General features: G+C 52.4%; 14 protein-coding genes. 7 read left to right on the top strand and 7 right to left on the bottom strand.

The features are described 5' to 3' along the window. Positions 1-72 precede the first annotated feature (72 nt). From WFK81_RS20395 to fur, 3 genes are all read left to right on the top strand, one after another. Positions 73-639 (top strand): GNAT family N-acetyltransferase, encoded by a 567-nt coding sequence (locus WFK81_RS20395; RefSeq protein ID WP_336788209.1) that lies wholly within the window; start codon positions 73-75, stop codon positions 637-639. 173 nt (positions 640-812) lie between these two features. Continuing rightward, positions 813-1259, top strand: a complete 447-nt coding sequence (locus WFK81_RS20390; protein WP_336788208.1) for a GNAT family N-acetyltransferase — start codon at positions 813-815, stop codon at positions 1257-1259. 151 nt (positions 1260-1410) lie between these two features. Further along, a complete protein-coding gene (fur, locus tag WFK81_RS20385) occupies positions 1411-1881 on the top strand; it encodes a ferric iron uptake transcriptional regulator (RefSeq protein WP_336788274.1) in 471 nt (156 codons plus the stop codon). A gap of 61 nt (positions 1882-1942) precedes the next feature. On the opposite strand, the gene WFK81_RS20380 is transcribed toward fur, so the two are convergent. Together WFK81_RS20380 and WFK81_RS20375 are read right to left on the bottom strand one after the other, a co-directional pair. Continuing rightward, positions 1943-2275 carry a DUF1904 family protein gene (locus WFK81_RS20380; protein ID WP_336788207.1) on the bottom strand — a complete coding sequence of 111 codons (333 nt, stop codon included), beginning with the start codon at positions 2273-2275 and terminating at the stop codon, positions 1943-1945. A 213-nt stretch (positions 2276-2488) separates the two neighbouring features. Continuing rightward, positions 2489-4354 carry a prenyltransferase/squalene oxidase repeat-containing protein gene (locus WFK81_RS20375; RefSeq protein ID WP_336788206.1) on the bottom strand — a complete coding sequence of 622 codons (1866 nt, stop codon included), beginning with the start codon at positions 4352-4354 and terminating at the stop codon, positions 2489-2491. A gap of 122 nt (positions 4355-4476) precedes the next feature. Between WFK81_RS20375 and WFK81_RS20370 the strand changes: the two genes are divergently transcribed. Beyond that, positions 4477-4824, top strand: coding sequence for a hypothetical protein (locus tag WFK81_RS20370; protein ID WP_336788205.1), 348 nt, complete (start codon positions 4477-4479; stop codon positions 4822-4824). Between the two features lie 46 nt (positions 4825-4870). Here the strand turns inward: WFK81_RS20370 and WFK81_RS20365 are convergent, their stop codons facing one another. Next, the gene (locus tag WFK81_RS20365; RefSeq protein ID WP_336788204.1) at positions 4871-5170 is read right to left on the bottom strand and encodes a DUF6509 family protein; all 300 of its coding nucleotides are present in this window, start codon (positions 5168-5170) and stop codon (positions 4871-4873) included. Positions 5171-5174: 4 nt separating this feature from the next. Then, positions 5175-6152: an RluA family pseudouridine synthase gene (locus WFK81_RS20360; RefSeq protein ID WP_336788203.1), complete on the bottom strand. Its 978-nt coding sequence runs from the start codon at positions 6150-6152 to the stop codon at positions 5175-5177. Positions 6153-6395: 243 nt separating this feature from the next. Between WFK81_RS20360 and WFK81_RS20355 the strand changes: the two genes are divergently transcribed. The 3 genes from WFK81_RS20355 (at position 6396) to WFK81_RS20345 (ending at position 10699) form a co-directional block, all read left to right on the top strand. Further along, complete coding sequence (locus WFK81_RS20355; RefSeq protein WP_336788202.1) at positions 6396-7943, top strand: stalk domain-containing protein; 1548 nt, start codon at positions 6396-6398, stop codon at positions 7941-7943. A gap of 129 nt (positions 7944-8072) precedes the next feature. Continuing rightward, complete coding sequence (locus tag WFK81_RS20350; RefSeq protein ID WP_336788201.1) at positions 8073-9899, top strand: B12-binding domain-containing radical SAM protein; 1827 nt, start codon at positions 8073-8075, stop codon at positions 9897-9899. 125 nt (positions 9900-10024) lie between these two features. Then, the gene (locus WFK81_RS20345) at positions 10025-10699 is read left to right on the top strand and encodes a deoxynucleoside kinase (protein WP_336788200.1); all 675 of its coding nucleotides are present in this window, start codon (positions 10025-10027) and stop codon (positions 10697-10699) included. A 38-nt stretch (positions 10700-10737) separates the two neighbouring features. Here the strand turns inward: WFK81_RS20345 and WFK81_RS20340 are convergent, their stop codons facing one another. The 3 genes from WFK81_RS20340 to WFK81_RS20330 form a co-directional block, all read right to left on the bottom strand. Further along, positions 10738-11988, bottom strand: coding sequence for an MFS transporter (locus tag WFK81_RS20340; protein ID WP_336788199.1), 1251 nt, complete (start codon positions 11986-11988; stop codon positions 10738-10740). 23 nt (positions 11989-12011) lie between these two features. Then, complete coding sequence (locus WFK81_RS20335; protein WP_336788198.1) at positions 12012-13028, bottom strand: ROK family transcriptional regulator; 1017 nt, start codon at positions 13026-13028, stop codon at positions 12012-12014. 742 nt (positions 13029-13770) lie between these two features. Beyond that, positions 13771-14349 carry a class I SAM-dependent methyltransferase gene (locus tag WFK81_RS20330; RefSeq protein WP_336788197.1) on the bottom strand — a complete coding sequence of 193 codons (579 nt, stop codon included), beginning with the start codon at positions 14347-14349 and terminating at the stop codon, positions 13771-13773. Position 14350 lies beyond the last annotated feature (1 nt).

Here is a 14350-nt window from a genome sequence, read left to right as displayed (position 1 = left end):
TTATAGCATGATAGAATGGATGTTCGTACGCTTAAACCGAAATTATTAATATTTGGAGAGGACTGTGACAGCATGATTGAACCGGCAGACAAGGAAGACGTGGAACAAGTTATGCCGCTGCTGCATGAGGCTATTGGCAGCATCGCCTGCTCGCTTACTGGAGTGGAGGATGAAGCGGAAGCGATGCGCATATTGGCGGAATTTTATATCGAAGAGGGGAACCGGGTCAGCTATCGGAATGTAATCGTAGACAAAAGAGACGGCGTGGTTGCAGGTATACTGGTATGCTATTCCGGGGATCACGCGGAGCAATTGGATCAGCCGTTGATCGAGCGCGTGAAACGGGTAACCGGTATCGCCGATTACGCAATCCTGACGGAAACGCGCCCGGGCGAGTTTTACTTGGACTCTATTGCCGTTCATTCTTCATTCCGCAATCAGGGAATTGCAAAGGCGCTGATGGCTTCATTCGAGCAGGAGGCTGTGAAGCAGGGTTATGATTTGGTTTCTTTAATCGTTGAGGAATACAACGGCCAAGCAAGGCTGTTATATGAAAAAATGGGCTACAGGGCAGACGGCGAGCTGATGATAAGCGGACATCGCTATACGAGGATGGTAAAGACTGTATCCGAAGAATAAGGGCGAGGAAAGGAGGAAAGCGGCGAGTTATGTCGAAAGTGTAGAACCGTCGTAATATTACAAACGTAACGGGTGATACATATATGAACCTTATCCCTTCCTCGTGGAGTACCCCGACTTTTAGTTGTGAAGATTTGCAGTCTTTCGAAATTGGAATTGTGCAGGAGCTGTACATGGCAAACGCGCCGGTCGCCTTATGGGACGGGAAAGAACATGATCCTCATTATATCGAGCATTCCTATCGTGAAGGCATACTGCCGGAAGGCGGCGTGAAGGAACGGTTCAGGATTCAGGCCATCAGGCTGAAAACAACGGAGGAAATCGTTGGCTTCCTTAGCGTTTATCATGGTTATCCTCATTCGGATTCGCTGTATCTTGCGATGATGTGCATCAGCGGTGACTTTCAGAATCAAGGCTACGGTCAGGAAGTCATGAAGCATTTTCTGCTGGAGATCGGATTGCTTGGCTATTCCGAAGTGAGGGTCAATGTCTCTCTGCGCAATTGGGCGGGACTTCGCTTTTGGACGAAATCCGGGTTCAACCGCATCAGCGGTATATTTGGGGATAAGGAGTTCGCGGAAGGCAAATTTGCGGATATCGAGCTAATTAACCGATGGTGAGAATGAACTGAGAATTATTAGATGTCATTGTATAATAATGATTACTATGCTAAGATTATAATTATTCTAAATTATAATGATTCTAAATAAGCTTTGTGGCACAGCGCATCGGGTAATGAAACACAAGGAAAGGCGGGTGAGCTTTATGATGATCGAAGAACAAATGGAAACGATCAACCGTCAGCTAAGAACAAAAGGCTACAAATTAACACCTCAGCGCGCAGCGACTGTTCGCGTATTGCTGGAGAACGAGAAGGATCATCTCAGCGCGGAGGATGTCTACATGCTGCTGAAGCGCAGCAATCCGGATATCGGTCTGGCAACGGTCTATCGTTCCCTGGAGCTGCTGAGCGAGCTGCATGTCGTGGAGAAAGTGAACTTCGGCGACGGCGCAACGCGCTACGATCTCCGGAGCAACGATCAGGAGCATCACCATCATCACCTGATTTGTACCGAATGCGGTACGGTCGAGGAGATTATGGATGACTGGCTGCTCCCGATGGAAAATCGGATTGCGAAGGAATTTGGATTTAAGGTATTGGATCATCGGCTTGATTTCCACGGGATTTGCAAAGCCTGCAAAAGCAAAGCAACGGATAACGACCACAAGGCCGTATCCTAACATAAATAAGGAGCCTTGGATCATCGTTTGGTCCAAAGGCTCCTTTGTTGTTAAAAACGGCTTAAGTGCATGACTTGCCGTTTATGTAATAGCTGTCTTCCCGGTACGTGCGGAAGGCAACCTCCACTTCATCGATGCCGATCCGGGCGAGATGCGAGGTAACGGCTTGCGCGAATCGGTCCCGGACCGCTTGTCCGCGCTCGAACCAGCCTACCTCAACGAACGGGTAAGATTGCCCTTCCGCAAGACCGCCAAAGATGGCTGTCGTATGAAGGCATTCCATCGTAAAGTTATCCGTGCCGCATTCGCAAATGGATGCCAGATCTTCGGCCAGTGCCAAGCTGACCGTTGTCAGCCGATCTGCGGGCACCCCGCGAAACAAAAGCTGTGGCATATGCAACCTCCTTATAATGGTGATGATTCTTGCCTCAAAAGCATCAGCTTTCATCAAGATGCACTATCCATTAGATTACCTTGACCCCGCTCTCAATTGCAATGGAAGGATTGTGACTGGACGGTTGCGGACGCCGCTGCTCTTGCGTTATCGTAGGAGACATGAATACAACAAAGCCCCCTTTTGTATAAGGGGGGCCTGCATGCAAGAACATCAGCTATACTTCAGCCAAATATTGCTGAGGGCAAGAAGCGGCCAAATATAGTTGTTGCTGGCATAATGGACGTAGACGCTGCCGGGCAGCGCTCCGCCGGTCGGATACGTATAAGTCCAGTCACGGCGGTCAAGGGACTGCAGAAGAGCTTCCACGCCTCGCTCCAGAGCGGGAGTAGGATTAGGCAAAGCCGCGGTCAGCCCATCCAGCGCCCAAGCCGTCTGGGACGGCGTGCTGAAGTTTAAGGGAACGTAGCGCCTGACTTTATCGCTGATACAGGATTCGCCCCAGCCGCCGTCTTCATTTTGGACCTGAAGCAGCCAATCGACTCCTTTCTTAATAGCCGGATGATCCTCCGCAATGCCTACGGCGATCAGCCCTTGAATCGCGGCGCTTGTGCCATGCACATAAGTAATGCCCCAGCGGCCGTACCAGCTTCCGTTGCTTTCCTGCTGGGACAAAACCCAGCGCAGCGAGGATTCGATCCAGCTGTTGCCGGCGTTCATGCCAAGCTCCTGGCCGAGAAACTGCAGCGTACGCGAGGTTAGGTCGACCGTTGACGGATCAACCGCGATATCCTTGGCCCCGTCAAAATTAAAAAAAGCAATCGGCAGTCGAGAGCCCTGCCGCTCAAAGGCCGGCCAGCCGCCGTTATCGTTGCGCATGGTAAGCACCCAGTTAAGGCCCCGCTGCCAGTCCGCTTGAAGCCCCGGCGTGCGGGAGCTGTAGGGTCGGATGGCGCGAAGAGCGGCGGTAGTGTCATCCACATCCGGATAAAGGGTATTTACATTGGAGAAGCCCCAGCCGCCGGCAGGCGTGCCGGGATTACGGATTGACCAATCCCCTAGCTGGGTCTGCTGTCTTTGGCGCAGATAAGCTCCGGCGTTTTCCAGCGCGGTTGAGGTAGGGTTTACGCCGGCTTTGCGCAGGGCATGAACCAGCATGGCGGTATCCCATACTTCCGAAGAGGCGATCTGCACATGGCTATTGGCGCACATGACGGAACGAATGCCGGATACCATGCGGTGGATAAGCGCCGAGCTTGGGGAATAACCAAGCATCAGAAGCGCCAGAATCATAAACATGGTAGCTGTTGTATAAGTGAGCAGCGTACCGTCCGGTTCAAGCCGGTCGAACAGGAATTGGACTGCTTTTTCCTGCGGAGTAGGCGATTCGAAGGGAAGCAGCTCCGACAGCGACAAGGAGCCAATCAAGGTGGCCAGGGCTGAAATCCACGGCGAATCGTTCTCGAACCGCTTGGAGCCGCCCGCAAACAGATCGGACAGATCGGGCATGGAGGCGCTATGCTGCACGAACTGGGCGTTAGCCAGCATAATGATCGGTACGATATGTACGCGGGCATGCCCGGACAAGGAGAAGAGATCGATGCCGATCCCGCTGTCGGAGAAGAAGACCTCTAGGGGAATGCGCATCGACTTTGGCCAGGCAGCCTGACCTGCCGCGGCGAATATGGCCTGCGTCAGGAGAGAGCGGATTTTGGACAAACCGCCTTTGCTTAGAATGAACTTCTTCGCCAGCTGCATGCGGGGATCCAGCCTGTTCAAAAAACCGGAGTAGAGCAGCGCGAAATAAGCTTCGGCCGTCGCATCCAGATTGCCGTCTTCTTCGTCGGGGTATATTTTCCACGTACCGTTTGGAAGCTGTCTGCTTAGGATTCGGCTTGCTATTTGGCGGATAAGGGCTTCATCCTGACTGTAGCCAAGCATCCGGAGAATAATGATAAAATAACTGTCCGGCATGGTGCCGGAATCAAAGCAGAGCCGCCATGAGCCATCCGCTGATTGAAGCTGCAAGAGCTCACTGCGCATCTGCTCGATCCTTGCGCGGATTCGATCCATATCCATAGTCCGCATTCATTCCTTTGCCGCGATGATATTGCTGCTTGTAATGTATATGCGGGAGCAAGCGTGGAAAAGAAGAAGCCTTGCAATTTCAAGGCGTCATATTATGAGAGGAGACCGATTAGATGTATGATATTACGATAGATTTATACAAAAACTGGATTGATACGGTGAAGGAAGTATTCCGCGGCTCGGGTCATCCGATTCCGGGAAATGTGAGCGATACGGAGGTGGCCATCCTATATTTCCGGCAGACCGCTCAGTCGGACGAGGAGGCAGCAGCGCAGCAGCAGGTGAACGAAGAAAGGCTTCGCGGCATGCAGCAGACGATTATGGACAATTTCGAATCGGTTGTCTTGCCGGATATCCGGAATCGCACCCGCTACGAGGGCAACCGCTTCTGCTTCCAATGGGTGTACAACAACGGTGAACATATTATCGAGGAGTACTCGTCTTACCGCATCCCGGTATAGGATCGAAAAAGAGGCTGACCAGTCTAACGACCGGTCAGCCTCTTTATCATTGTTCGTCCGCTTCCTTGTAATGCTCCTTGCAGAAAGCAAGCAGCTCCTGCTCCTCGTCTTCCTCTAATTCGAAGTCGAGCAGCTTGTCCGTTACTCGTTCGATCAGCTCATGCTTAATCAGGCGGCCGGCGCCTTCCTCTTCGCTGTATACGGCGCGGATATAGATGCCGTTACTCGAATACAATTCATCTTCTTCATCCAGATCGATATCGATCAGAAACTCGTAACGGCGTCCGGATAAGATGCCAAACGGATCTTTAACAAATTCTACGCTATAGCTCGTAATCTCCAGCATATGATCATCCTTTGCTTCTTCTGTTGTCTGGTGTGGCTGCCGCATTCCGGAGCGGATTGTAGAACAGCTTGGGTATTCCGGTATCGAATTTCAGCAGTTTCCCCGTTACCGGGTGCTCGAAGGCAAGAACCCGCGCGTGAAGGCCAAGGCGGCCGATCGGCTTAGTCCGGGAGCCGTATTTTTTATCTCCTGCGATAGGGTGCCCGATATCCTGCATATGAACGCGGATCTGGTTTTTACGGCCCGTCTCCAGATGGACCTCTACAAGCGAAAATGCTTTTCCGGCCTGCAGCAGCTTGTAGTGGGTAACCGCGTGTTGTCCGTCGTTCGGGTACGGGCTGGAATACATCCTGAGCGTCTTGCTTTCCTTCAGCCAGGAGGAGACGGTGCCCTCTTGCCGTTTCACTTCGCCCTCCACAAGCGCGACATAAGAGCGCTCCTTCACGATCGTCTGCCACTCTTCCTGCAGCTTTTGCTGCACGGCTTCGCTTTTGGCGAACATCAGCACCCCGGACGTATCACGGTCGAGGCGGTGAACGATAAAGATCCGGTTCTTCGGATCGGAATCGCGAACATAAGCCATCAACTGGCGGTAAGCGGTCATCTCGGTTTCTTTGTCCGAAGCTATCGTAAGAAGGCCGGCTTCTTTGCTGGCCACAATGACATGCTCGTCCTCGTGCAGAATCGTAAGCCCGGCGAGGGGAAACTTCTCTTTCTCCCGTTCCTTGCGGATGACAACCGTTTGTCCGGGCTGAAGCGGGTAGTTATATTTCGTTTCGGCGCGGTCATTTACGAAAACTTGACCATGCGCCAGCAGCGATTTGACCGAATTGCGGCCCTGGTTCAGATGAGCCAGCAAAAAAGAGAGCAGCTCGGACGCCTCGGTAACGGCAAACGTCTTGTTTTGCGCCGGGCTTTTGCCCGAGCCGTTTTTGGATGAGGCGCTTTTAGCCGGGCCAGGGCTATTAGGTTTCTTTGACATGACTTTAAGTTCCTCCTGCGCTTGACTTGCTCAAGCTTGACTGCAATCACTATACCATGATCGGCTTTGCAAATTCTACACAGAGCCCTTCACACTCCGTTCATGTTCAGCCGATATAATAGGTATTAGTATTATTAACCTATGAAACCATTTTCATAGACAAACAAAGGCAGATAGTGGTACGATAGATTAATCTATCATTTTAGCTGGTAATACAGTAAAAATTTGGAGGAAAAAGTAATCGTGAAGAGAAAATTATCCTATACCTTGTTAACTCCGCTGCTTGCAGCAGGCCTCCTGCTTTCTCCTCTAGGTGCTCCGCAGCATGCCGCAGCCGCCGCGTCGCCGGTTAAATTCGCCGCTACGGCCAAAGCTTCCGCTATCAGTGTCTACGTCGATGACAAGAAGCTCTCGCTCTCGAAAGCTCCCTATACGAAAAAAGGCGTTACCTTCGTTCCGATGCGTGAGCTGTTCAAAGCCTTGAATGCCTCCGTAACCTGGGAAGAGAAGGCCCAGACGATTATCATCCGCAAGGATTACACATCCATCACGCTTACGATCGGCAATAAAGTAGCGCTTATTAACGGCAAGTCCGTAAAGCTGGATGCCGCGCCGGAAATCAAGAACAATACGACCTTTGTTCCGGCTCGTTTCGTAGCGGAATCGCTTGGCGGCACGGTGAAATGGGATAATGCCAAGCAGGCCGTGCGAATCGCAACCGAGGAATACGAATTCCAGAAGGAATACGAGCAGATCCAAAAGGAACTAAATAACCGTACGAAGTATACGCCGCAGCAAATCGTTGATATGTACGACGACAGCGTGGTAACCATTACGACCAATTTGGGGCTGGGCAGCGGCGTAGTTATTGGCGACCGTTACGTTCTTACCAATTATCACGTGATGCAGGATGCCTCTTCGGCAACGGTTATTACCGTGAACAACAAACAGATCAAGGTGTCCGGCGTCGTTACATACAGCAAAGACAATGATTTGGCGATTATCCAGACCGACCAATCGATTGGTTCGGCTCCGGTCGAGGTAGGCTACAGCAGCCTGAATGTGAAAAAAGGCGATAAGGTTGTTGCGATTGGAAGTCCGCTTGGTCTTCAAAATACGGTATCTGACGGTCTAGTCAGCAATATCATCTATGAGGGCAGCACACGCTACATCCAGACGAGTGCTCCAATCGACCATGGCAGCTCCGGAGGCGCTTTGTTTGATGAATACGGCGAGCTGATAGGCATTACCTCCGCAGGTTATACATCGCAAGCGGATCTGAATTTTGCAGTCTCGACGGTTTATGCGGCGATACTGATGGAGGATCTTCCGAAGGAGCCTTCTACCAAAGTGAAATTCCTCGATCCAACCCTGCCGGACACGCTTGTTGGTCAATCGGAGGATAAGATTGCGGCGTTATTGAAAGATCAATTCGGTACGTTCTCGACGGAGCAAGGGGAAGCGAAGCTGAGCAATTGGAAAGTAACGCGGGATTCCCAGGGCTGGCTTGTGATTACGACGGATATGGATCCCGTATTCTATACTTATTACGGCGGGCAGAATAAAGAGGAGCTTCGCACCTGGGCCATTAACCTGGCCAATGAGCTTCATCGCATGCTGCCGGCCGACAAGATTCAATTCCAGATTTATTACGACCGTATTTTCGGCTTTGAACCACGTGGGTTTAACGCAAGCGAAGTGACGGCTCTCGGCAATGACAAATGGGAGGTTCGCTTCCCGATTCTGGATATGCAATTTAAAGATCAGCTTTATATTAACATGAAGGACTAATTCTCCATTATACGGAAAGAGGCTTACCGTTGGGGCAGCAGGATGCTCCTTGCGGCGGGCCTCTTCTTTTTTGGCCGCGTTTTCGGTACAATAGGGTAAGCTTGCATGAGAGCAGAAAGAGGTACCGTGATGAAAGTTGTGTTATCCACGCTAAATGCCAAATATATTCATACTTCGCTTGCCCTGCGCTGCCTGAAGGCGTATAGCGGCGAGCATTTCGATATGGAAATTGCCGAATATACGATTAAAGATCCCGTGATGAATATCGTTTCGGATATTTTCTCGCGCAAACCGGATGTTGTTGGCTTCTCCTGCTACATCTGGAATATCGAAGAGACGATTACCGTCATCAATATGCTGCGCAAAATTATGCCGGAAATCAAGATCGTCCTTGGCGGTCCGGAAGTGAGCTACGACACGGAATATTGGATGGAGCGAATTCCGGAGGTTGATTTTATCGTTGTTGGCGAAGGGGAAGAGACCTTCCATCATCTGCTGACGGAGATTGAGGGAGCGGGCAAATACCACATGGTGTTTGGCGTTGCTTACCGCAAGCAGCGCGAGGACCGGGTAGAGATTCTTCTCAATCCCGGCCGTCCGAAGCTGGATCTGGCGACGCTGCCGTCTCCTCACCGCTTCAAGGAGGATATTCCTCATCTGGGAAGCCGGGTTGTTTATTTCGAGACAAGCCGCGGCTGTCCGTTCAGCTGCCAATTTTGCTTGTCGAGCATCGAGGTTGGAGTCCGGTATTTCGATATGGAACGGACGAAGGCCGATATTACGTATTTGATCGATTCCGGCGCGAAGCTGATCAAGTTTGTTGACCGTACCTTTAATATCAAGCGGGATTATGCGCTCGAGATGTTCAAATTCCTGATCGAGAACCACCGCGGCTGCGTATTCCAGTTCGAGATTACCGCCGATATCATGCGGCCGGAAGTACTCGATTATTTGGCGGAGCACGCACCTCCCGGAATATTCCGCTTCGAGATTGGCGTTCAATCGACGAATGATCCGACCAATGAAGCAGTGCAGCGCCGCCAGAACTGGAAAAAGCTTGTTCGGACCGTTACGAAGGTGAAGGAGTCCGGCAAGATCGACCAGCATTTGGACTTGATCGCGGGCTTGCCGCTCGAGAATTACGATACGTTCCGCGGAACGTTTAACGATGTGTTCGAGCTGGGGCCTGAGGAGCTGCAGCTTGGCTTCCTGAAGATGCTTCGCGGCACGGGCTTGCGCCGGGATGCCGATAAGTGGGGCTATATTTATATGGACCACGCGCCGTACGAGATGCTTGGCAACGAGCTGATGCCGTTTGCCGATATCGTGCGGATCAAGCGGGTAGAGGATGTACTGGAGAAGTACTGGAACGCGCACCGGATGGACCGGACATTAGGTTACCTGGTCAAGGAAGTCTTCCCTTCACCGTTTGATTTCTTCCAATCCTTCGGCGACTTCTGGGAGGAGAGAGGCTGGCAGAAGATCGGCCATCAGCTTGAGGACCTGTTCTCAAGGCTGTGGGCGTTCCTGTCCGAGTATAAAGCGAATGCGGCATCCGAAGAAGCGGCTAAGCTTGATCTGGATGTTGCGCTTGGCCTCATGAAGTACGATTACTTCTTGAACCATAACTACAAGCCGCGGAAAACATGGTGGGAATTCACGATGGACAAATCGGAATGGAGCGGCTGGATGCGCCGCCTTGCCGAGCGTCCGGAGGAGGTATCCCGTGAATTTGCCGCTCTGCAGCTGAACGAGAAGGAGCTTTACAAGCATACGGTTATCGAGCTGCTTCCGTTTGACCTCGAGCATTATCTGGCGACGGGCGAGGTTGTGAAGAGCAGCCATACGCTGCTTGCCGTCCTGTATGCGCTGGGCGGAGGAGAACGTCAGGCGAAGCCAACGCCTAAGCCGGTTATTATGAAGGTAAGCGCGGATGCCATGTCCGTAGGTTTCTAATCGATTAATGCCGCCCCGAGGGGCGGCTTTTTTTTAGTAGAGCCCATATAAAACCATTGCTCGCGGCTGCTCATATGATACAATAGGAAGCTATGTGGAACGTTGAATAAAAGGAGTTATTATACATGGAACATGGCATTCCTTCTAATGCGCTTATTACGATAGCCGGGACGGTTGGGGTCGGCAAATCAACGTTAACGTCTGCTTTGGCAAAGCGTCTTGGCTTTCGGACGTCGCTGGAGCAGGTCGAGCATAACCCGTATCTGGAGAAGTTTTACCATGATTTTGAGCGGTGGAGCTTCCATCTTCAAATCTATTTTCTGGCTGAGCGCTTTAAAGAGCAAAAGGCGATTTTTGAGGCAGGCGGAGGTTTCGTGCAGGACCGTTCCATTTACGAGGATACCGGCATATTTGCGAAAATGCATGCGGATCAGGGAACGATGACCGCTACGGATTACGCGACGTATACCAGCTTGTTCGAAGCGATGGTGATGACGCCGTATTTTCCGCATCCGGATGTTCTCATTTATTTGGAAGGCAGCCTGCCGTCCATTCTGAACCGGATTGCGGCGCGCGGGCGGGAGATGGAAATTCAGACGGAGCGCGCTTATTGGGAGCGGATGCATGAGCGTTACGCAGCCTGGATCGGCGAGTTTAATGCTTGTCCGGTGCTTAGGCTTAACATTGACGAATACGATGTTCACGATCCGGCATCGCTGGACGGAATTATCGCGCAAATTAGCACCGTAATTGGGGAGTCGCGGCTGGCAAAGGCGCAAGCGGCTGCCGCAAGCGAATAAAAAAAACTGCCGGGGGAATCCCGGCAGTTTTTGCGTTTTTATATGGATTTATCTGAACCCGAACCTGAATTTATGCCAATGCCTGCGTGCGCTAAATCGGTTTTTGATTTAAGGAAGATATTCAGCCGTTCCGTAAACAGGAACATGGCTGCCGTGCACAGGACGATATAGAAAGGGAAAATGCCGATCGTGATCGTGGAAGCCAATAAACCAAGAAGCGGAGGCATAAGCGTGCTGCCCGTGTAAGCAACGGCCATCTGATAACCCATAATGGACTGCGATTGCTTTTTCCCGAACCGCACCGGCGTTTCATGCAGCATGCACGGATAGATGGGGGCAAGCCCAAAGCCAACAATGATCAAGCCGGCAAGCGCAAAGCCTTCAGGCAGCGGTAGGAAGAGCAGAAGGGCTCCGGTCAAGGCGATCAACTGGCCTCCGCGAATCAGATTGCGGTTGCTGACTTTGAAGGTGATGAAGCCGGTAATAAACCGGCCTGCCGTAATGCCTGCATAGTAGAGCGATACCCACTGCGCAGCGGTTGAAGCGGACACGTTTTTCATATTTACAAGGAAACTGCTGCCCCAGAGGCCTACCGCCGCTTCAATCCCGCAGTACAGCATGAAGGATACGAGAGCAAGCTTTACGCCTCTGATTTTTAACGGATGACCGGCTGCGGTTTCCTCCCCAAGCTCGCTTAGGGCTTCCTCTTGCACGGCACGGGCTGAGACTCTGCTGTGAATTTTGGCAACCCGGTCCCATAAGGGGAGGGAGAAGAACAGGATGACGACGAGAGCGCATTGTATAGCCGCAACGGTCAGATAGCCGTATCTCCAGGCATTACCGGCAATGAATTGAGCCATAATGACGGGTCCAAGCGTAGCGCCTACGCCCCAGAAGCAATGCAGCCAGCTCATATGATGCGCTTTGTAATGAGCGGCAACATAGTTATTCAAGCCGGCGTCAACCGCCCCGGCTCCAAGCCCTAACGGAATCGCGCAAACAAGCAGCCAGACCAGGGACGGAGAGGTGGCATAGCCAAGCAGGGCGCCCGCGGTCATGATACAGCTGACCAAGGTTACTCTTCCGGTGCCAAAGCGATTAAGAATCGTGCCGCTGGCGAGGCTGGATACGATCGTTCCGGCGGCAATGGTCATATACAGCACGCCCGCCGCTCCGAGGGGAGCATTCAGCTCCGGCCGCATGACCGGCCACGCCGTTCCGAGAAGGGAGTCCGGCAAGCCTAGGCTGATAAAAGCCAAATAAATAATGATCAGAAAAAAAGTTGCCATGCTCATTCACCTGTTTCTTTTATTCAAATGGAGATCATCAGATCCAGCCCAAGGCTTTGCAGGCCGTCCAGATAATCCTTCTTCATATCGCTTGCCTTCAGAAGCGGGAGATGCTCCTTCGGGATATAATCGGCGCTTCGCTCCTTGATCCGTTCCAGAATCGCGTCATTCACTTCGGCGTTATTAAAAACAATCGTGTGCGGATTGATAATCGCCGCAAACGATGCGATAAGCCTGCCGATGGCATCAAGCCTGCCGATGGCATCAAGCCTGCCGGCTCCGTCCTTTTTTTGTATCGCTTGATGGAAGTTCAATTCATTGTACTGGGGCACATAGGAGACCTCTCCGGAGAAGAAGGTGCTTCCCCTTACGACATCGCCGTTGATTATAATGCCCGCGCCCGGGCCGAATTGCCCGAAATACAGATAGACGAGGGATGGATTATCCTTATGGCTTCCGGTTTTGTAATAGCCCAGGACAGCCGCGTTCATATCATTCTCCACCACTACGGGCAGGGAAAACTGTTCTTCCAGGTAGTGCTTCAGGTTAATATTCTGAAAGTTGGAGTAATCCGGGATATGGATGACCCGGCCGTTATTGACCGCGCCCGGCACTCCGATTGCTATGGATTTAATGTTTGGATGACCCAGCAGAAGCTGTTCGATATACATGGTCAGGCTGGGAAGATCATTCATTAACGCGCTTGACGTCGAACCCTGTTCCTTGGTTTCTCCCGCGCAATTAAAGATCGTATAGCTGATATCCGACTTCTCGAAAAAGATAGCCAGCCCCAGCATAAACTCCGGATTATACGCGTAACGCTGAGCCCTTCTTCCGCCGCTTGAATCGTCCAGCCCTACGGCTAGCAGCTCGCCGGCCTCTTCCATCTGGGTCAGAAACTTGCTGATCGTCGGAAAGCTGAGGCCTAGCTTTTGGCTAAGCTCCGCTTTGGTCGCGCTTCCCAGCGTGAGCAAGGCGGAACGCAGGCCGTATAGGATTGCGTTTTTCATCTCTTTAGGTGTTGCCGGGAAATCATTCACGGTTAGTTACAGCTCCTCTGTACAGACTTATTAAACGTCTTTAATAAGTTGGTTTGATCGTATCAAATATGATTCCTTTGAGCAAGAGGGTTGGCGTGGGAAAATTGTTTACGTTGGTGGGTATAGTCGAAAGGAGTGGGAACAGGGAATTGGGAGGCGGGCGTTTGGCGGGCTTAACGATACGGCGCATCGTTAAGGAGAGAAAAGCAGCTCGTTTGTATGTCCTTAACGATGCGAGGCATCGTTAAGCATGCATGCGGAGGCGGGGAAGCGGCAGATAGGAGCGCGTTTGCGGGGCTTAACGATGTGGGATATCGCTAAGGTGGGAAGAGTAGCCGGTTAGAGAGTGCTTAACGATACGGGGCATCGTTAAGCACCTTGAAAATAGCGGGAAAGTGGCGGAAATGAGCAAATCTGCGGAGCTTAACGATGTGGGATATCGCTAAGGAGAGAAAAGTAGCTAGTTTGTGTTTCCTTAACGATGCGAGGCATCGTTAAGGAGGCGAACGGATGCTGGGAAGCGGCAGAAATGAGCGCATTTGCGGGGCTTAACGATGTGGGGCATCGCTAAGGTGGGAAGAGTAGCCGGTTAGTGAGTGCTTAACGATGCGGGGAATCGTTAAGCCGTTAAGTTATGAGGAGAGGGTGAGTGGAGCAGCTCAATGGCGCCCAGGACATAAAGAAGCGCGCCCGAAACGTCAGTTCGACCTTTCGGGCGCGCTTCTTAAAGCTGCATGCAGCTTTACCTCTTCTCCACCGCGATCAAATACGGCGCGGTGTCTCGTTGCGGCTGGCGGTACAGCACAGCCGCATATAAAGCCCCGGGCAGCTTCGCTGCCCAGTCGGCGACAATCGCCGCCTCCTCCGCGCCGCCCGGGTGCCCCGGGTACAGCGCGACAGTGACAATGCCGCCGCGGCGCAGCAGCGCCAGCGCCGCGTCCAGGGCGGCGATCGTCGTCGTCGGTACCGTAATGACCGACTCGTCGCCGCCCGGCAAATAGCCGAGATTGAACATCACGGCTGCAACGTTTCCTTCGGCGGAGGGGCCAACGGCCTCCGCCATCAACGCGTGATTGCGCAGGTGAAGCTGCACCTGCGGCAGCTTCCCGCGCTCCTCCAGCGGGCGGAGCCGCTCGAGGGTCCGTTCCAGCGCATCCTGCTGGATGTCGAACGCGTGCACCGTGCCGCGCGCGCCGACCAGCTCGGCGAGCTTGAGCGTATCGACGCCTCCGCCAGCGGTGGCGTCGATCACAATGTCGCCAGGCTGCACGCGTTCGGCGATCCATTGATGCGCCATGCTGAGAATAGACAGGAATCCCATT

Origin of the sequence: Paenibacillus sp. MMO-177 (assembly GCF_037147795.1) — a bacterium.
GTDB lineage: Bacteria > Bacillota > Bacilli > Paenibacillales > Paenibacillaceae > Pristimantibacillus.
The sequence above is the reverse complement of the archived record's forward strand: the minus strand, read 5'-3'. Positions and strand labels throughout refer to the sequence as shown.